The organism is Bacillus sp. GC_Bacil_1, assembly GCF_026540675.1.
In the GTDB taxonomy this organism is placed as follows: domain Bacteria; phylum Bacillota; class Bacilli; order Bacillales; family Bacillaceae_G; genus Bacillus_A; species Bacillus_A cereus.
This window is the reverse complement of the sequence record NZ_JALNUG010000026.1, coordinates 53411-73172: the sequence shown is the minus strand read 5'-3', so window position 1 is coordinate 73172 and position 19762 is coordinate 53411. Positions and strand designations below refer to the sequence as shown.

Below are 19762 nucleotides of genomic sequence, written 5' to 3'. Positions count from 1 at the left end.
AGTACAATACCGGACTCACTTTTATCAAGCTGCCTAATGAAATAACCGTGTCTAACTTTTAGGGGTCACTTCAAATTCACTCTTTTTTATTTGGATTTTTAAGGAATGAAATTGATATAATGATGAGTAACAAGGGGGAGAAATGATGGGAATACATATTAGAAGAGCAATAAAGGATGATATACCAGGTATAGCAAAGGTGCATGTTGATAGTTGGAAAACAACGTATAAAGGGATATTTGCTGACGAAATTCTAGATAATATAGCATATGAGAAACGAGAAAAACAATGGGAAGATATTTTTCAAAAAGAAGGTAATCATCAATTTAGATTTGTAGCAGAGAATTTAAATGGAGACATAGTTGGATTCATCGATGGGGGAGTAGAAAGAACTGGTACATATAATTGTGATGGAGAATTATATGCAATCTACCTTTTACAAGAGTATCAAGGAATGAAAATAGGACAAAAGTTATTTCAAGCTTTATTATCGGATTGTATAAACAATGATATGCAATCTCTTTTAGTCTGGGTCGTTACGAATAATCCTTCTAAAAAGTTTTATGAAAAATTTAACCCTGAAAAAATTGATATGAAATTTTTAGAGAGAGAAAAGATAGAAGAAACAGCGTATTGTTGGAGAGATTTGAATTTGTTATACAAACAGTTATATAGATTTGCTTAAATAATATTATTATGTAAACTTTATGTTTGAAAGAGGTATACCAATTAAGGTATACCTCTTTTGTTTAACCATTTTGGATAGATTACTAATGAAAAATAGTAAGTATGTAGTTTGAAACTGAGTATTTTTTTCGTGTATTTTTAACTAGATTAAAGAAAAGAGAGAAAACAAGAAAAATTAAATCAGATAAAAAAATTCTGAAATATACTCTTGAATTGAATATCATTATCAATTAGAATCATAATTGATAACGACATTCAATTATCGTTTATTATATAAAATTTCGATAGCTTTAATATAAAGAGGAGGACCAACATGCAGCATGCGAAACAAATCGCAGAACATGCAACATTACAAAGCTTTTTAAACTGTTATTTAAGAGAAACAGGGAGTGGAGAATGGATTACAGAGGATGAAAGAATGAAGAGTATCTTCAGTAATACGTTGAATAGAGATACAGTCCCCACATATTTATGTTGTCGGCTATCGGCACAGAACGTTACTTTGTATGGAGAAGTTATATATAAATCATCAACAGATCGCCATTTGTTTGGAGAAAAATTTTATTATCAAATTGGAGATAGTAATTCTGTTATTAAAGCAGATTACGTTACAGTTATTACATTTTTAATAAAAGAGATGTCTATCAACTACGGAGAAGGAACGAATCCTGCGGAACTTATGCTTCGAGTTATCCGTAGTTGTCAAAATATTGAGGAATTTACAAAAGAGAGAATAGAAGATACGTCCGCATTATACGGTTTCCATACAACTTTTATAGAAGCGGAACAGTCTTTATTATTTGGGCATTTAACTCATCCTACACCAAAGAGTAGACAGGGGATAGTGGATTGGAAAAATGCAATGTATTCTCCAGAATTAAAAGGAGAATGTCAGCTTCATTATTTTCGGGCCCATAAAAGTATAGTAAATGAAAAATCATTATTATCAGATTCTACAACAACGATTATAAAAGAAGAATTAAGTAATGATGAGATGGTTAGTAAGGAATTTATAGCGAAGTACTGTAAGGAAGATCAATATGCATTAATTCCAATTCATCCGCTTCAGGCAGAATGGCTCTTGCATCAAGCTTACGTACAAGATTGGATAGTTCAAGAATTGCTTGAGTATATTGGTCCTGTAGGTAAGTATTATATGGCAACATCATCACTAAGGACGCTATATCATCCCGATTCGAAGTATATGCTTAAGTTTTCATTTCCGGTGAAAGTAACGAATTCAATGCGTATTAATAAACTGAAAGAACTTGAGAGTGGTCTTGAAGGGAAGGAAATGTTAAATACGGCTATTGGTGAAGTACGAGAAAGATTTCCAGGCTTTGATTTTATTTGTGATCCAGCCTATATTACATTAAATTATGGAACACAAGAATCTGGATTTGAAGTGATTATTCGCGAGAACCCTTTTTATAGTGAACATGCGAACGACGCAACACTAATTGCTGGGCTAGTTCAAGATGCTATACCTGGGGAGCGTACGCGGTTATCAAATATTATTCATCGCCTAGCAGATTTAGAAGGTAAAAGCTGTGAAGAAGTAAGTTTAGAGTGGTTTAGACGATATATGAATATTTCTTTAAAGCCGATGGTATGGATGTATTTACAGTACGGTGTTGCACTAGAAGCTCATCAGCAAAATAGCGTTGTGCAGCTAAAGGATGGTTATCCGGTCAAATATTATTTCCGTGATAATCAAGGATTTTATTTCTGTAATTCAATGAAAGAGATGCTTAATAATGAATTAGCTGGTATTGGAGAACGTACTGGAAATTTATATGACGACTATATTGTGGATGAGAGATTTCGTTACTACTTAATTTTCAATCATATGTTTGGCCTCATTAATGGTTTTGGCACAGCAGGATTAATTAAGGAGGAAATTCTTCTCTCGGAATTAAGGTCTGTACTTGAATCATTCCTTCCGTATAACCGGGAACCTTCAACATTTTTAAGAGAATTATTGGACGAAGATAAGTTAGCGTGTAAAGCAAATTTACTAACGAGATTTTTCGATGTCGATGAGTTAAGTAATCCATTAGAGCAAGCAATTTATGTGCAAGTACATAATCCGCTCGTTAGAGAAGTGGCTGTTCGTTCATAAATAGCGTTAAAATTTCACGTAATACAAATAATGGTATTTTGTCATAAGGTGGAGGGTTTTATGAGAGTGGACATGTATCATACGAAAGTATTGAAGGCGCTCGAATCAGAAGATTACATTTCAGTACGAAGAAGAGTGCTACGTCAATTAGTAGAATCGTTAATTTATGAGGGGATTATTACACCGGTTCGCATAGAAAAAGAAGAACAAATTCTTTTTATAATACAAGGACTTGATGAAGAAGACAAAAGTGTCACGTACAAATGCTATGGCAGGGAACGGATGACATTTGGACGTATTTCGTTAGACTCATTAATAGTAAGAGTCCAAGATGAACAGCAAGAAATACAATCTGTCTCGCAATTTCTAGAAGAAGTTTTTCGGGTTGCTAGTGTAGAACAAGCTAAATTAGATTCTTTTATGCACGAATTAGAACAAACAATATTTAAAGACACGATTGCACAATATGAAAGAAATAATAAGAAAGAATATACTCAAAAATCTTACGATGAGTTTGAAAGCCATTTAATAGACGGCCATCCATATCACCCTAGTTATAAAGCACGTGTTGGATTTCAATATCGTGACAATTTTCAATATGGATATGAATTTATGCAGCCAATAAAACTCATATGGATTGCAGCGCATAAGAATTATGCGACTGTAGGTTATGAGAATGAAGTGATGTATAACGACCTTTTAAAAGAGGAGATTGGCGATCGTAAATTAGAAGAGTTTATGGAACGAATTCGTAATAGGGGATGTTATCCAAAACAGTACGTGTTTATACCTGTTCACCCATGGCAGTGGGAGAATTTCATCATTTCAAATTATGGGGATCATATACAGGGTAATTTTATTATTTATTTAGGAACATCAGAGGACGATTATTGCGCGCAACAGTCAATGAGAACGTTAAGAAATATTACGAGTCCAAAGAAACCGTACGTTAAATTATCGATGAATTTACTCAACACTTCAACACTCCGTACACTGAAACCATACTCTGTTGTGAGTGCACCAGCAATATCAAATTGGTTAAATGATGTTGTAAGTAATGACGCCTATTTAATGGATGAAGCACGTTTAATCTTGTTAAGCGAGTTTTCAAGTGTAACGTATGACACGAATAAGAAAGCTATATATGGTTCATTAGGATGTATTTGGCGCGAAAGCATTCATAAGTATTTAGATGCACAAGAGGATGCAATTCCTTTTAATGGTTTATACGCTAAAGAGAAAGATGGTACACCAATTATTGATGCGTGGTTGAACAAATATGGAATGAAGGATTGGCTACAATTACTTATTCAAAAAGCGATAATACCAGTTATACATCTTGTTGTAGAGCATGGTATCGCACTGGAATCACATGGACAAAATATGATTCTAGTCCATAAAGAAGGGGTGCCTGTTCGTATTGCGTTAAAGGATTTTCATGAAGGGCTTGAGTTTTATCGTCCATATTTGAAAGAAGTTGACAAATGTCCCGACTTTACTAAAATGCATAAAACATATGCGAATGGAAAAATGAATGATTTCTTTGAAATGGATCGCATCGAATGTTTGCAAGAGATGGTGTTAGATGCACTATTCCTGTTTAATTTAGGAGAATTAGCATTCGTACTTGCGGATGAATATGGATTGAAAGAAGAACATTTTTGGATGATGGTTGTTGAAGAAATTGAAAATCATTTAAGAATATATCCACATTTGAAAGGTAGATTTGAAAATATTCAATTATATGCACCTACATTCTATGCTGAACAATTAACGAAACGTCGATTATATATGGATGTGGAATCGCTTGTTCATGAAGTTCCAAATCCATTGTATAGAGTAAGACAACTTATGAAACAAAAATCAGCTGTTACAGGGGGAAATTATGCTAATCGTTAATAAACAAGAGTATAGCAAAAGTGATTTTAATTTGAGATTACAAGTTTATGAGGAAATGGAACAATTTAAAGAAGCAGAAGGAAATAGATTTGCACTTTGTCTGAAAGATCCATTCGATATTATTACGATTGTGTTTTTCTTAAAAGAAAAGAAATCATCAGTATTACTTATACATGAAGATACACCAAAAGAAACAGCTATTGAAATGGCAAAGCGTGCAAATTGTGTAGGAATTTTATATGGAGAATATGGCGATTTTACAAAATTAGAAGTAGGGAACTTTTTACTAGAAGAGCCTTCTTTATTGCAATATAGTTCTGGAACTACAGGGGAACCGAAACTAATTCGTAGAGCATGGACGGAAGTTGATACAGAAATTACTGCCTATAATGAAGCTTTAAACTGTGAAGTAGATGAAGTGCCAATCGTTATGGCTCCTGTTTCACATTCATACGGACTAATATGTGGTACGTTATCAGCAATTACGAGGGGGAGCAAGCCTGTAATCATTACGAACAAAAATCCTAAATTCGCATTAAATATAGCTCGCAATACAGAAAAACATATTATATATGCAGTACCACTTATGTTACACATTATGGGGAGTTTTCCATTAGGAACGTTCCAGTTTCATAAAATTATGACATCAGGATCGCCTTTGCCAGAAGCACTATTTTATAAACTAAAAAAAATGACAACATATATGATGCAGCAATACGGTTGTTCTGAAGCAGGTTGTATTAGTATATGTCATGATATGAAGAGCCATTTAGATTTAGGAAACCCTCTACCTCATGCGAGTATAAGCATAGGTTCAGATGAAAATGCACCGGAAGAAATCGTCGTGAAAATGAATGATAAGGAAATTTTCACGAAAGATTTAGGGTATAAATCTGAGCGTGGCATTCATTTTATGGGGCGTATGGACGATGTAATTAATGTTTCAGGATTAAAAGTCTTTCCTATAGAGGTAGAAGAAACGATGCTTCAATTGGAAGGTGTGCAAGAGGCAATTGTATATCGAGGGAAACATCCTGTGATGGGCGAAATAGTTAAAGCGAAAGTGATCTCTCATGTTGATCCAGTGAAAATAAGAGAATGGTGTATTCAGCACTTACCTTCTTATAAAGTTCCGTATGAAATTGAAAGTGTAAATGAAATTCCTAAAAATAAAACTGGAAAAGTAAGTAGAAAGTTACTAGAGATGGGAGAGGTTACAACATGAGACGGGAAGCGTTAAAGAATGCCGTATTAAAAATTATGATAGAAAAAATGGAACTGAAAAATGTAACGCATTTAGAAGAAACGATGCGCTTAAATCAAGATTTATATATAGATTCGGTAATGATGTTACAGCTTATTGTATACATAGAAATGGATGTAAAGCTATGCGTTCCAGAGGATGAGGTAGATCCAAAGGCATTTCTTACTGTAGGATCTTTGCTTGATTTTATGGAGGAGTTAGAGCCGTTACAGGAAGTAAATGTGAATAACTAACCTTTAGGAAAGTGGATGAGAGTATGACTTCAATTAAAGTGCACTGTTTAGTGAGTTGTTTTTGTGAAATTATAAAAAGGCGTAGCGACATTGATTTTCGTCCATTTTATTTTGGACTATGGGATGGAGATTTTGATATAACAGAAGGCGGAATTATTTCATATCACTCTGAAAACATTAACCATGATCATTATTTACTTTGGTTTGAAAAATTGTACGGTATTAAAGTAAACGAATGGTATGATCATGCAAAAAATAAAGATAGCAATGTAGAAACGTTTTTAGAATTAGTAGAAAACAAGCCGGAAAATCGTTATGTCATTGTAATGGTTGATATGTCTCTATTACCAGAGAGGGAAAATAAATTTCATCAAAAACCGTTTCCACATTATTTAATGATATCAAAAACAGAGAAAGAAGAAGAGTGGTTCATGCTAGATCCTGATTTTCGTTGGGAAGGAAATATGGAAAGAGAAAAAGTACTTCACTCTATTCAAGATAACCCATTTGGTGGAGGTTATTTCATTGATATAGAAGGAATTGGGGAGCCAACGCAAGAAACAGTAGCTAGTTATTTCACAGAAACATTCAAAAAGAACGACAATGAACTGACTATGGAACTGAAAAATTTAATTGTAAAAATGGCAAATGAGGAAGAAGGATATGCGCTTTCTGGACTTGTAGCAGCAGTAAAACAAATACCAGTACTCGCAATTCGTAAATATAGTTATGAGCATGCCTTTGCATACTTCCGTGAAACGTTGCAATATTCGGAGCAAGAATTTGATTATTGGTGTGATCGGGTAGAGGATATTGTACAAGGATTTACAAATGTACAGTATCGTGCAATTAAAATGGCAATGACGAATAATAAAGGTATGCTAGTATCGATTATTCAAAAACTGGATGAAATGAATGCAATTGAACTGCAAATTAAGAAGGAATTAGAGAGACAGTTTCTATCATGGAAAGGTATGAAAACAAATCAATCTGTCGCAACTCTTTAATAAGCTAACTGAATTTAAGATAGGGGAGTTTAATACTATGAAATATTCGCTATGTACCATTTCATTTCGTCATCAATTAATTTCATTTACTGATATTGTTCAATTTGCATATGAAAACGGTTTTGAAGGAATTGAATTATGGGGGACGCATGCACAAAATTTGTACATGCAAGAACGTGAAACGACAGAACGAGAATTGAATTTTCTAAAGGATAAAAACTTAGAAATTACGATGATAAGTGATTACTTAGATATATCATTATCAGCAGATTTTGAAAAAACGATAGAGAAAAGTGAACAACTTGTAGTACTAGCTAATTGGTTTAATACGAATAAAATTCGCACGTTTGCTGGGCAAAAAGGGAGCAAGGACTTCTCGGAACAAGAGAGAAAAGAGTATGTGAAGCGAATACGTAAGATTTGTGATGTGTTTGCTCAGCACAATATGTATGTGCTGTTAGAAACACATCCCAATACACTAACGGACACATTGCCTTCTACTATAGAGTTATTAGAAGAAGTAAATCATCCGAATTTAAAAATAAATCTTGATTTTCTTCATATATGGGAGTCTGGCGCAGATCCAATAGACAGTTTCCAGCGATTAAAGCCGTGGACACTACATTACCATTTTAAGAATATATCTTCAGCGGATTATTTGCATGTGTTTGAACCTAATAATGTATATGCTGCAGCAGGAAGTCGTATAGGTATGGTTCCGTTATTTGAAGGTATTGTCAATTATGATGAGATTATTCAGGAAGTGAGAGGTACGGATATTTTTGCTTCCTTAGAATGGTTTGGACATAATTCAAAAGAGATATTAAAAGAAGAAATGAAAGTATTAATAAATAGAAAATTAGAAGTAGTAACTTCGTAATGTGAAATGATGTTAGAGTCTCGTTTTAGAGGCTCTTTTTTTATGGTAATAAATAACCAAAAATTCCCATGTATTTTAATTTGAATTTAACACAATTTATATATAAATAAGGAGGTGATTGGTAATGGCTAGAAATCGTAATTCTAATCAATTAGCATCACATGGAGCACAAGCAGCTTTAGATCAAATGAAGTATGAAATTGCACAAGAGTTCGGTGTACAACTTGGAGCTGATACTTCTTCACGTGCAAACGGTTCTGTAGGCGGTGAAATCACAAAACGCCTAGTAGCGATGGCAGAACAACAGCTTGGTGGCGGATATACTCGCTAAATGTATAAGGTTATAGGAGAAAGGAAGGATTCTTCCTTTCTTTTTTTTTCAATTAATTGGTATGAATATATTGCGAACAGAATTCAAAGAATAGAAGTAATACTATATTTTACCCAATTTCTTTTGTTGTGAATGGGAAGTATTAAAGATGTAATAGCCCTGGTGGAATGAAAATTATGTTCCAGCAGGGCTATTATATGGTAAGAAATATATGATGAAAGGTTCCGAAATCAACATGTTAAAAAAAGAAAACTGTTGTTTAATTGCGCTTGCATCAGTTCCACTTGTCATGACATTAGGGAATTCAATGCTCATTCCAATCTTGCCGACAATTGAAAAGAAATTACATATTTCATCGTTTCAAGTATCCATGATTATTACAATTTACTCTATCGTAGCCATTTTACTTATACCGATTGCTGGTTATTTATCAGATAGATGGGGACGAAAGATGGTAATGGTTCCGAGTTTGCTGATTGCGGCTATAGGAGGAGCGATAACTGGTTGGGTATCTTGGAAAGTTGATAATCCCTACACTTGGATATTAATCGGTAGAGCGATTCAAGGTATTGGTGCTGCTGGTGCAATGCCGGTTGTTATACCGTGTGTTGGTGATTTATACAAAGACGAAAAACAAGTTAGTACAGGCTTGGGAATCATTGAGACATCCAATACATTTGGAAAAGTGCTGAGCCCTATTTTAGGATCTGCTCTTGCTGCCATTGTATGGTTCTTACCATTTTGGGCGATTCCAGTTTTATGTGTCATATCAATTGTTTTGTTACTTGTTCTAGTAAAGGCAAAGAAACAAGAAGGAGAAGTACCACCACTTAAAGAGTTTATAAAATCTATTCTGTCTACGTTTCGAGAAAAAGGAAGATGGTTAATTGCCATTTTTGCATTAGGTGCAATTATTATGCTTATTTTATTCGGAATTCTCTTTTATTTGTCGACTATACTGGAATCAAAGTATGACATTCATGGTATATGGAAAGGGTGTGTGCTTGCTATCCCGTTACTTGTACTGTCACTTAGTTCCTATATGGCCGGTAAAAAAATTGGAGATAATCAAAATGTTATGAAGAAGTGTATTTATATTGGTTTTTTAATGGCAGCTGCATCAGTCATCATTCCTTTATTTATAAAAGGGATTTACTTACTACTTCTTTGTCTCGTTATTATGGGGATAGGAATTGGTATGGCACTCCCATGTTTAGATGCTCTCATTACACAAGGGATTGAAAAGGAGCAAAGGGGAACGGTTACGTCCTTTTATAGTTCAATGCGATTTATCGGTGTAGCAGCTGGACCACCTTTATATTCTTTTTTTATGAAAGGGGCGGACCATGAAGTGTTTTATTTGACAAGTATTTTCGCTGCCATTGGTGCTGTTATAGCAATCATTTGGATTAAACCAGCAAAAGATGCAAAGACGGTAAAACAGAAACCGGAACCTACTTCATAATTTGAAAGAGAATTGCATGATGTTTTCAGTAACATGCAATTCTCTTTCGTTCATTAAGAATAAATAACTTGTTTTAACATATAAAGCGCGACACCCCATATGATGAGACCAGAAAATTTATTTAATAATAAGATTGTCTTTCCGGTTGAGTCTAGTCTTTTTAGAAATTTCCCCGCTAAAGCTAAGCTTATAAACCAAATCCAAGAAACGATAATAGTTGCAAGTGTAAAAGCCCATTTTTCACTTCCTATGTATTGAATAGAATTTGTTCCAATTACACCGATTGTGTCTAAAATTGCATGTGGATTTAATAACGAAACGGATGCTGCGAAAAGGATTTGCTTTTTTAAGGGCATACTTTTTTCTTGTTTTACATCGTTGGAAGGGTTACTTCTCCAAATAACAAAGCCCATGTATAGGAGAAAGAAAAATCCAATTATATATAATGAGTTAGTTAGCCAAGAAAAAGTAAGGAGTACAAGGGAGACACCTTGCACTGCAATTAATATGAGTAACGTATCACATATAGAGGCAGTTAATACTACAGGGGCTGCCCTCCAAATGTTTGGTTGGCTCGCACCTTGGTTAAAGACAAAAACATTTTGTACACCTAATGGAATGATAAGTCCAAATGCAAGAATGATACCATGAATAATTGCTTCACTCATCATATTACCTCCTATTTTAATTCATTATGATAGTGTATATTGTATAGAAGAAATGAAAATTTGTATCCATCCATATGGTTGGGGAGGTTACCAACCAAAAAGAATATAAGGTGATATAATGGAAAGATTCGTTTGGAAACCGAATATGTCTCTAGCGACTCCTCTCTATAAACAAATAGAAACGTATATAAAAGAAAGGATCGTTAATGGAGAATGGACCGTTGGAACGAAATTACCTTCACAAAGAGATTTGGCCCATACATTTGGTGTGAATCGAAGCACAATTGTAATGGCTTTCGATGAACTAGTTGCAAAGGGATACATTGAAGGGAATGGCAGGAAAGGAACAATTGTTGTAAATAATAATGAGAATGCTTCAACTTACGCACCCCCGCCTAATTGGCAGTCTTATGTAGAAACAGGACTTCATTATCCGAATCTCCCAGCTATTCAGGAGATTAATCAAGCTGAATTTTATCCACATGTAATTCGATTAGGAACAGGTGAGCTCGCGCCGAGTCTCTTACCTGAGAAAAAGATGAAAGAAATTATGAATAAGCTTTTAAAGTCAAATGTCACGCTTGGGTATGAAGAGCCGAAAGGAAATTTTTATTTAAGGGAAAAGATTTCCGAATACTTAAAGGGGCATGGTGTATATGTATCTCCTGACTCTATATTAATTGTTTCAGGAGCAATTCAAGCGCTGCAACTTATCTCTATGGGGCTTCTTCCAAAAGGCGCATCCATCTTATTAGAAAGACCATCCTATTTATATTCGCTTAATGTTTTTCAATCCGCAGGAATGCGTTTCATTGGAATACCAATGGATGAGAACGGTTTAAATGCATCATATATTACAAAATATAAGAAGCAATTTAATGCATCTATTTTATATACAATCCCGTCTTTTCATAATCCAACGAACTTTAGTATAAATGCGAAGAAACGAATAGAAGTGATGGAAATATGTAATGAAATTGGATTACCTATTATAGAGGACGCAGTGTATCAAGACTTATGGTTTGATGCACCTTGTTCGAAACCTTTAAAAGCCTATGATAAAAATGGAATCGTACTACATATTGGAAGCATGTCCAAAGTAATTAGTCCAGGTTTAAGAATTGGATGGATTGTTGGACCTGAGCCAGTAATTCAAAGATTGTCAGACATAAAAATGCAAACAGATTATGGTTCAAGCACTATATCCCAGCAAATTGCAGCAGAGTGGTTTACAAATGGTCTATATGATGAGCATTTGCGCTTTGTAAGAAGTGAATTGAAAAAACGAAGAGATTTTATGTTACTAATGTTAGATAAATATCTTCGTGAAATAGCAACTTGGCATGAACCAACAGGGGGATTTTATATATGGGTACATATAAAAGTACCCATTTCATATCGCAGTTTATTTGATAAAGCTCTGCAAGAAAAGGTTTTATTAAACCCAGGTACTTTATATGATAGAAGTGCAAATCAATTTTTGCGCCTATCGTATTCATACGCAACGTTAGAAGAAATTGAAATAGGTATAAAAAAACTTGCACAACTAATGAAAAAGTAAGAGGAGAAAGTAATGAAACAATATGTAATTTGCCAAATGATCAATGGAGAAAAATATTTAGCTGCTTATGCGGAGACGCAGCAAGAAGCAATTGAAAAAGCAGAACTGTTAGGATTAAGAACGGGAAATCGTTACATAGTTATTACTGCAGAAGAAGCCGAAGGGTTATCGTACCCTTAAACAATGTACGAGATTGTATAGGAAGTAAATAAGCCTAGTAATATAAGAAATTACTAGGCTTATTTACTATTAATTTGTCAAACGTTTTTGTATGCAAAATAATAATATTATGAGTCAAGTTGACGAAAAAATCGATTTGTCTTTCGGTCTTGATTTCCTTTTCTATATTCATCAATATATTGCCTAAAGTTCCAAGCTTGTAAAAATTTATTAGCAGAGTTATAACCAGAATTGTAAAGCCATTCTTTTTCTTCCTTTGTCAGTTCAAAATTAGTACTTGTAATCGTTCCTGTTGGAATTGTAATGGTTCTTGCTTTTGATTCCTTATCTAAATGACGTAAATCGTGAGCTTGCATCATTGTTTTAAATAGTCCTTTGAACATAGAAATAGGCTCGTTATAGTGAGCAGGGTCAGCTTGAATTTCATCCTTTACAAAATGAAATCCGAAAGTCGGCCAGCGAGGAGCGGTAGGTGAATCGAAGATCCAAATTGGATAATTACTTAGAATTCCTCCATCAACCATATAACAAGGCTGCTTCCATTTTGGAGTTCTCCATTTTACAGGTTCAAAGAAGAAGGGGATTGTACTACTCATTCTTACCGCCTTAGCAATAGAGAAGCGATAATTTAAAAATCCGTAGTTTGGTAAGTCGTCAGGAAAGACAACCATTTTACCATTACTAATATTAGAAGCGATGATTTTGAGTTTGTTTAGATCCGGTAAATCAGTAAATAAATGAACACCTTTTTTTCGAAGTAATTCTTCAATCCATTCTTCTATAAATACATTAGAGTATATACCTAGAGTAGTCCATGCACTTAGTCCTTTTCCGATAAAGGGGATTTTGTCAATAAAGGTTTTCTTCGTAAATTTGTTATAATCGATATCAGTTATAATGGTTTTTAGCTCTGAACAAGAATATCCTGCAGCTAAAAGTGCCGCGATAATTGCACCGGCTGATGTTCCAGCTACACGTTCCCATTCATAACCTTTTTCGGCTAACGCGCAAATTGCCCCAACATGCGCAATACCGCGCACACCGCCTCCTTCAAAAACACCATCGATCTTCATTAAACATACTTCCTTTCAAATGAAAGATTTGGAAATGGCAAAAAAGCACGTATTGTACGTGCTTTTTTACAATGGTTTTTAAGTTTACTAGCAGCCTACAAATCCGCCCCAACAGCTAGCTCCGATGATGATTAGAAGGATGAATAAAACGATTAATAAAGCGAAACCTCCGTAACCACAACCACCACAGCTACCGCCGTAACCGTAACCGCCGCAACTATATCCGTAACCCATGTGGAATTCCTCCTTATATTAAAAATAAAAATGAACGAGGGGAAAATGTACTGGAAGAACTAAAGAATTATCGTGTTTGTAGGAACAATGTATAGTATGCTTTTTTAAACTTGTTCGCGTACGAAGGATGAGCCCGTTTTTTTTGAGGCTTGTTGATTTTGTAAAGAATGAAGTATAATCTTTGTACTATGATATAAATAAGTATGTAAATGTAAGGAGAATTTATGAATAAAAAAATTGAAGTGTTAATTGATAAATATGAACTAACACACTTGAAAGAAGAACTTATTAATACTGTATTTCCTTGTATAAAAGTTGTGCCAAAGCAGCAGGAAACTGTTGCGATAGGTAGTTCGAAAATGGGAGGAGTTCCTGATTTACCAGCTTTATTTGAATATCCAAAGTATAAGGGAAATCCACTACAATTTATCGCACAATTTAACTTAAGTGATTTACAAAACGTTGGTATGGATCACAATCTTCCTAAGACGGGGATGCTGTATTTCTTTTGTATTGAAAATTATTTTGAAGAAAATGTGAATCTAACAGAAGCTGGGCGTGTACTTTATTATGATGTTCCTGTAGAGCAATTACGAAGAGAAAATGAAATACAAGCGAAATATAACCAGTGTGCAATTACTTTTGAACTGACATACAAATTACCAGAACTTTTCATTGAAGATGAGGCTGATTCAGATCGTTTCTTGCAATTACTTGAAGAGCTAATTCCAGATAACTACGATAACCATCAAATGTTTGGTGAGCCATTCTCTGTACAAGAAGAAGTGTTATATGAGACAGGAGAATATATGGGAGTAGACCCGCAGCAAATGACTCTTTTATTCCAAATTGATTCAGATCATAAAAATTGTAATATGGTTTGGGGAGAACTAGGGATGCTATATTTCTGTATTAGTAATGAAGATTTGAAAAATCAACGTTTTGAAAATACATGCTGTGTATTACAAACATGCTAATGAAAAAAGGTTGTTCTTTTAAAAAGAACAACCTTTTTATGTGAATTAGTTAATATGCATAATCTCATATGACCTATACGAAAAAGTATTGTATACTCTGAAACTATACGATACTTTTTCGTATAGTTATAGAATATAAGGAGTGACAAGATGGGAAAGACAAGTAAGTATGTGACAGCTGCCGCACTTTGTTCAACTATAGTAATGGGAGGCTTACAAGCGTCATCTGTATCTTATGCAGCTACAAATCCGACTACGGTGACAGCACAATCAGATGTAAAGTTATTAGATGATTTCAGAAAAGAATTAAAAAAACAGATTGATAATCGAGAAGAAAATATTACAATCACATATAAAACAAAAGATAGAAATGCTAGAAATATTATGGATCAATTGTATGGTGAGTTTAATAAAATTGTAGATGCTGATGAGTATGTAAAATATAATGTAGCGTCTACTAGATATTCTATTAAAGGAATGCCAGGGGACTATACGTTTACACTGCAAGTAAAATACCGTGAATCAAAAGAACAAACTCAATATGTAAAAGCTCAGGCAAAATCAATTGTTGGATCAATTGTAAAACCAGGAATGGATGAGCATGAGAAAGTAAAAGCTATTCACGATTACGTTGTGAAGCATGTGTCTTATGATACGTCTTATCAAGCGTATACAGCATATGAAGCATTAGCGAATCGTTCTGCCGTTTGCCAAGGATATACATTATTAACGTATGAGTTGTTAAAAGAGGCAGGTATTCAAAATCATATTGTAACAGGCACAGGAAATGGACAAGCTCACGCGTGGAATTTAGTGAACATTGAAAACAAATGGTATCACCTAGATACTACATTTGATGATCCAGTACCAGATAAAGCAGGGCGTGTAACTTACTCATATTTTAATATGTCTGACGAACAGTTAAGTAAAGATCATGAATGGGATCGTAGCAAATATCCAGCGGCAACTACAAGTTATTTTGGTGAATTAACAAATAAAATAAAAGCTGGTAGCTCAAAAACTATTGTATATGAGCAGATGTTAAAAGAAACAAATTTACAATACTTATCTGCAGAATACGGAGCAGAAAATTATAATGAATTTAAGCAAAAGTTGCAGCAACAGTTTGCAGCCAAACCAGAAAAAGTAGAAGTACGATATAAGCAGTCCATGGATGGAACGATGCAAGATATAAAGAAAGTATTAAATGAAATAAATTGGCCAAAAGGTGCAAAGCGTGTGTCTTATCAAGTAGCACCTTATAGTGCACTGGCGGGTTATTCATTGGCGACAATTACATTTACGTATTAAGCAATGAGAAAGAGCATCTGTAAAAGATGCTCTTTTTATATTTGTTGATCACTTTAAAATATTGGGAATTATGTGATAAAATAAAAAGGAGAGGATGTGAATGCTGAATGAACTTGTTCGAAAGTAATATTTTTACATTGATATATACTTGTTTAGTAATCGGACTTATCGTTTTGTTTTTCATATCATTTACTTTGTTTATTAGAAGAGTATTACAAAGCAGCGTTGCAAAGAAACACCACGTGATTAATATGAACCAGAAGCTAGATCGAATTATTGAATTGCTTGAAAAAGATAAGAAATAGCGATAGAAGAAGTATGAAAAGGGGAAGAGAATGGCGAATTATATAAAAGAATTACGTGAAAAAGTAGGGCATGATTATGTTTTCTTAAACTTTGCCGGTGGTTGTGTATTTAATAAAGAAGGAGAAGTATTACTGCAAAAAAGAGGAGACTTTAACGCTTGGGGCTTTCCAGGTGGCGCAATGGAGATAGGAGAATCGGCTGCGGAAACTGCAATCCGAGAAATAAAAGAAGAAACCGGGTATGATGTAGAAATAAATGAGCTTATTGGAGTGTATACAAAATATTTTCAATCATATCCAAATGGAGACAAGGCACAGTCAATTGTGATGTGTTTTTCATGCTCAATAGTTGGGGGCGACAAAAAAGTAGATGGTGATGAAACGTTGGATTTGAAGTTTTTCCCGTTAGACGACATGCCACCGTTATTTTGTAAACAGCATGAAGATTGCCTGCAAGATTTATTGGAGAAAAGAGTAGGGGTATATCGTTAACATATAAAAAAGAAGCTAAATGAGATTAGCTTCTTTTTTATGTTTTATTTCCACCAATCATCAAACATTGACGCTGGTACTTGTCTTTTATGCTCACTCACTGTGTAACGTTTTTCAATTTTCTCTGCAACGTCAGCTGGAACTGCTTTACCTTCTAAATAATCATCTAATTGATCATAAGTAATACCTAACTCTGTTTCGTCAGCTTGACCTGGTTTTTCATCTAATAAATCAGCTGTTGGCATTTTTAAGTAAAGTCGCTCGTCTGCACCTAACTCTTGTAATAATGCACGTCCTTGGCGCTTCGTTAATCCCGTTAATGGTAATAAATCTGCACCACCATCTCCGAATTTTGTAAAGAACCCTGTTACAGCTTCTGCAGCGTGATCTGTTCCGATAACAAGTAGCCCTTTTTGTCCACCAATTGCATATTGAGTAACCATACGGATACGTGCTTTCACGTTACCTTTATTGAAATCTGTTAATGATTCACCCAATAAGTTTTCATATTGATTTGAAAAAGCATCAACAGTTGAAGCAATATCAAATGCAACAGATTGATCTGCTTGAATGAATTGTAATGCTAATTGTGCATCATCTTCATCTTTTTGTACTTTATAAGGAAGACGTACGGCGATAAACGTTACATTACCACCTTCGTTACGAATTTCTTCAACTGCAAGTTGTGCTAAGCGTCCTGCTAAAGTAGAGTCTTGGCCGCCGCTAATACCAAGTACAAATCCTTTTGCGCCTGTTTTTTTTACATAATCTTTTAAGAAATCAACTCGTTTACGAATTTCAACTTTTGGATCAATTACAGGCTGAACATGTAATGCTTTCATAATCTGTTCTTGTAATGTCATTATGTTTTCCTCCTATTCATATTAAAGCGGTAAATAAGTTTATATGTATAATGGTACATACTTCTATCCTTTATTATTTCGCAAAACTAACGAATATACAATAGGATGTGTGTATGAATATGAATGTAGTCATTATAAATAAAGTACTACGTATAAGCAATTTTTTTAAACCTTTCAAAACTGTAAGGTTTTTGTCATTTGAATCGATGGAAGGTATTTCCGTACTTTACTAATATAAAAACATAGTTAGTAGAAAGAAGGGCGGAGAAGTAATATGAACATTAGAGAACTCGCATATCGGAATGTAACGCGAAATAGACGGACATACTCAGCCTATTTTTTGAGTAGTGCATTTGCTATTATGGCCTTTTTTGTGTATTCATTTTTTGCGTTTCATCCGGCATTAAGTGCAGGAGAATTGGGTCAGTACGTATTCGTAAGTATGTCTTTTGCACAGTCTATTATTTACTTATTTACATTCTTCTTTATTTTATATTCGATGGGAATGTTTTTAAAAACGAGAAAGCGTGAGCTAGGAATTTTAATGATGCTAGGTATGACGAAATATCAATTAAAGCGTCTTATCTTTTTTGAAAATATTATGATTGGAATAGGGGCAATTATTTTTGGTATTCTTTCAGGTATGTTATTTTCAGGGGTATTATTATTTGTCGCCCCGATGATATTAAAACTAGATATATCCTTATCCTATTACATACCGATGAAAGCAATTGTTGTAACAAGTATTATGTTTTTCATATTATTTATGATCATATCATTGTTTAGTGCAGGAATGATTCGTAAAAATAAAATTATGAAGTTGTTTAGAGGGTCAGCAGAGGCAAAACCGGAACCGAAAGCATCAATCATTTCTTCAATATTAGCAGTAGTATTGCTTAGTGCTGGCTATGTAGGAGCTCTTCTATCGCATGGCGCAATGGTATTTATTATGATGATTCCTGTTACAACGGTAGTTATTATTGGGACGTATTTGTTGTACAAGCAGCTGAGTGTCTTTATTATTCGATTATGTAAAAAAAGTAAACGTTTCTATTGGACACAGACTAATATTATTACGTTATCAGATTTAGCGTATCGCATGAGAGATAACGCAAGAATGTTCTTTATTGTAACCATTATTTCTACTGTAGCATTTTCCGCAATAGGGACATTAGTCGGCTTCGCATCCATGACGAAAGGGATAATGGAGAGACCAATTGCGTTTCATTACCATTCTAAGCAAGGGAATAGTAACGAATCACAACATATACAAATGATTGACAAAGGATTAAAGAAACATAATATAGCAGCTTTAAAAACTAATATTTCGACAAAGAAAACGGAGGAACAGTCGTTAAGAAGCGCCACTTTTATAAAAGAATCAGATTATAAGGAATATGCAAAGTTAACAGGAGAACCATTTAATACTGTAGCCAATAAAGAGATTGTATTTTTGTCAGCTGATATACCAGGGCCAGCGATGAAAGAAAGAAAAGAAATTACTTTACCCAATATGAATGAAAGTTTAAAGGTGAAAAAAGTTACTTCATCTTCATTGGGGAAAATATTAAGAGGAAATGTTTATGTAATCTCTAATAATCAATATGATTCATTACAAGATGGATTTATAGAGACAAAAGATTATATGTATAAAACTGAAAGAACGAAAGATGAGATTGAAATTGGTAAAGAGCTTACTCATCAAATTAAACCGTATCAAGAACAGTCAACGTTTAGTGCGGAAGAGTACGAACAAAACCAAAGTTTACAAATTGCAGGACCGATTTTATTTGTAGGTTTCTTTATTGGTATAGTATTTTTCGTTTGCGCAGGAAGTTTCCTTTACTTCCGTTTATTCTCCGATTTGGAGGATGATGTTCGCTTGTTCGAAATGATTCGAAAAGTTGGATTGACGAGCGGGGAATTATCGAAGGTAGTTACAATTCGATTGGCGCTTTTATTCTTCGTTCCAATTGGTGTTGCAACATTACATGGGGCAGTAGCCTTAACTGCGTTAGGGCAAATGTTTGAGTACTCATTGTTTAAAGAAAATACAGTTGTATTAAGTATTTTCATAGGTATTCAAATTGTATACTTCTTACTTATAAGATCCCGTTATGTAAAACAATTGAAAGAGAGATTACATATGCATTAAATGTGTTTTTTTAACTCGAGTACAAAATTTTCTAAAAAGAGGCAAGTATTGCCAA

At 34.1% G+C, this 19762-nt stretch carries 20 protein-coding genes; 16 read left to right on the top strand and 4 right to left on the bottom strand.

Going from position 1 to position 19762, the window contains the following annotated elements:
- Positions 1-142: 142 nt before the first annotated feature.
- The 9 genes from OXT04_RS27180 to bcbE all read left to right on the top strand — a co-directional run bounded on the left by OXT04_RS27180 (position 143) and on the right by bcbE (position 9888).
- Positions 143-685: a GNAT family N-acetyltransferase gene (locus tag OXT04_RS27180; protein WP_097821617.1), complete on the top strand. Its 543-nt coding sequence runs from the start codon at positions 143-145 to the stop codon at positions 683-685.
- A 315-nt stretch (positions 686-1000) separates the two neighbouring features.
- Positions 1001-2809 (top strand): IucA/IucC family protein, encoded by a 1809-nt coding sequence (locus OXT04_RS27175; RefSeq protein WP_097821618.1) that lies wholly within the window; start codon positions 1001-1003, stop codon positions 2807-2809.
- Between the two features lie 60 nt (positions 2810-2869).
- A complete protein-coding gene (locus tag OXT04_RS27170) occupies positions 2870-4708 on the top strand; it encodes an IucA/IucC family protein (RefSeq protein WP_140158945.1) in 1839 nt (612 codons plus the stop codon).
- Positions 4695-5933, top strand: a complete 1239-nt coding sequence (locus OXT04_RS27165) for an AMP-binding protein (protein WP_098015014.1) — start codon at positions 4695-4697, stop codon at positions 5931-5933. Before OXT04_RS27170 ends, OXT04_RS27165 begins: the two co-directional genes overlap by 14 nt.
- Positions 5930-6205 carry a petrobactin biosynthesis protein AsbD gene (gene asbD / locus OXT04_RS27160; protein WP_001250560.1) on the top strand — a complete coding sequence of 92 codons (276 nt, stop codon included), beginning with the start codon at positions 5930-5932 and terminating at the stop codon, positions 6203-6205. Before OXT04_RS27165 ends, asbD begins: the two co-directional genes overlap by 4 nt.
- 23 nt (positions 6206-6228) lie before the next feature.
- The gene (locus OXT04_RS27155) at positions 6229-7212 is read left to right on the top strand and encodes a DUF6005 family protein (protein WP_141550355.1); all 984 of its coding nucleotides are present in this window, start codon (positions 6229-6231) and stop codon (positions 7210-7212) included.
- A 37-nt stretch (positions 7213-7249) separates the two neighbouring features.
- Entirely contained in the window at positions 7250-8092 is an 843-nt protein-coding gene (locus OXT04_RS27150; protein WP_016512988.1) for a sugar phosphate isomerase/epimerase family protein, read from the top strand.
- Positions 8093-8216: 124 nt separating this feature from the next.
- Positions 8217-8423 (top strand): alpha/beta-type small acid-soluble spore protein, encoded by a 207-nt coding sequence (locus OXT04_RS27145; protein ID WP_000113545.1) that lies wholly within the window; start codon positions 8217-8219, stop codon positions 8421-8423.
- 235 nt (positions 8424-8658) lie between these two features.
- Entirely contained in the window at positions 8659-9888 is a 1230-nt protein-coding gene (gene bcbE, locus OXT04_RS27140) for a bacillibactin exporter BcbE (RefSeq protein WP_003270289.1), read from the top strand.
- Positions 9889-9941: 53 nt separating this feature from the next.
- Here bcbE and OXT04_RS27135 read toward each other — a convergent pair whose 3' ends face one another.
- Positions 9942-10556: a LysE/ArgO family amino acid transporter gene (locus OXT04_RS27135; RefSeq protein ID WP_001287303.1), complete on the bottom strand. Its 615-nt coding sequence runs from the start codon at positions 10554-10556 to the stop codon at positions 9942-9944.
- 118 nt (positions 10557-10674) lie between these two features.
- Between OXT04_RS27135 and OXT04_RS27130 the strand changes: the two genes are divergently transcribed.
- Both OXT04_RS27130 and OXT04_RS27125 read left to right on the top strand, forming a co-directional pair.
- Complete coding sequence (locus OXT04_RS27130) at positions 10675-12117, top strand: aminotransferase-like domain-containing protein (RefSeq protein WP_267418670.1); 1443 nt, start codon at positions 10675-10677, stop codon at positions 12115-12117.
- A gap of 12 nt (positions 12118-12129) precedes the next feature.
- A complete protein-coding gene (locus tag OXT04_RS27125) occupies positions 12130-12297 on the top strand; it encodes a DUF3933 family protein (RefSeq protein WP_000816390.1) in 168 nt (55 codons plus the stop codon).
- A 107-nt stretch (positions 12298-12404) separates the two neighbouring features.
- Here OXT04_RS27125 and OXT04_RS27120 read toward each other — a convergent pair whose 3' ends face one another.
- Positions 12405-13370, bottom strand: coding sequence for a patatin-like phospholipase family protein (locus tag OXT04_RS27120; protein ID WP_267418669.1), 966 nt, complete (start codon positions 13368-13370; stop codon positions 12405-12407).
- Between the two features lie 87 nt (positions 13371-13457).
- Positions 13458-13604: a YjcZ family sporulation protein gene (locus OXT04_RS27115; protein ID WP_000540425.1), complete on the bottom strand. Its 147-nt coding sequence runs from the start codon at positions 13602-13604 to the stop codon at positions 13458-13460.
- A 224-nt stretch (positions 13605-13828) separates the two neighbouring features.
- Between OXT04_RS27115 and OXT04_RS27110 the strand changes: the two genes are divergently transcribed.
- The 4 genes from OXT04_RS27110 to OXT04_RS27095 all read left to right on the top strand — a co-directional run bounded on the left by OXT04_RS27110 (position 13829) and on the right by OXT04_RS27095 (position 16689).
- Complete coding sequence (locus OXT04_RS27110) at positions 13829-14581, top strand: YwqG family protein (RefSeq protein WP_090976248.1); 753 nt, start codon at positions 13829-13831, stop codon at positions 14579-14581.
- Positions 14582-14731: 150 nt separating this feature from the next.
- Entirely contained in the window at positions 14732-15892 is a 1161-nt protein-coding gene (locus OXT04_RS27105; RefSeq protein ID WP_097821621.1) for a transglutaminase domain-containing protein, read from the top strand.
- 107 nt (positions 15893-15999) lie between these two features.
- On the top strand, positions 16000-16197 hold the full coding sequence (locus OXT04_RS27100; protein ID WP_001048104.1) for a DUF4083 domain-containing protein: 198 nt from the start codon (positions 16000-16002) through the stop codon (positions 16195-16197).
- 30 nt (positions 16198-16227) lie between these two features.
- The gene (locus OXT04_RS27095) at positions 16228-16689 is read left to right on the top strand and encodes an NUDIX hydrolase (RefSeq protein WP_000024996.1); all 462 of its coding nucleotides are present in this window, start codon (positions 16228-16230) and stop codon (positions 16687-16689) included.
- Positions 16690-16733: 44 nt separating this feature from the next.
- Here the strand turns inward: OXT04_RS27095 and nadE are convergent, their stop codons facing one another.
- Entirely contained in the window at positions 16734-17552 is an 819-nt protein-coding gene (nadE, locus tag OXT04_RS27090) for an ammonia-dependent NAD(+) synthetase (RefSeq protein ID WP_000174904.1), read from the bottom strand.
- A gap of 274 nt (positions 17553-17826) precedes the next feature.
- On the opposite strand from nadE, the gene OXT04_RS27085 reads away from it, so the two are divergent.
- Positions 17827-19707 (top strand): FtsX-like permease family protein, encoded by a 1881-nt coding sequence (locus OXT04_RS27085; RefSeq protein WP_097821623.1) that lies wholly within the window; start codon positions 17827-17829, stop codon positions 19705-19707.
- The last annotated feature ends 55 nt before the right edge of the window (positions 19708-19762 follow it).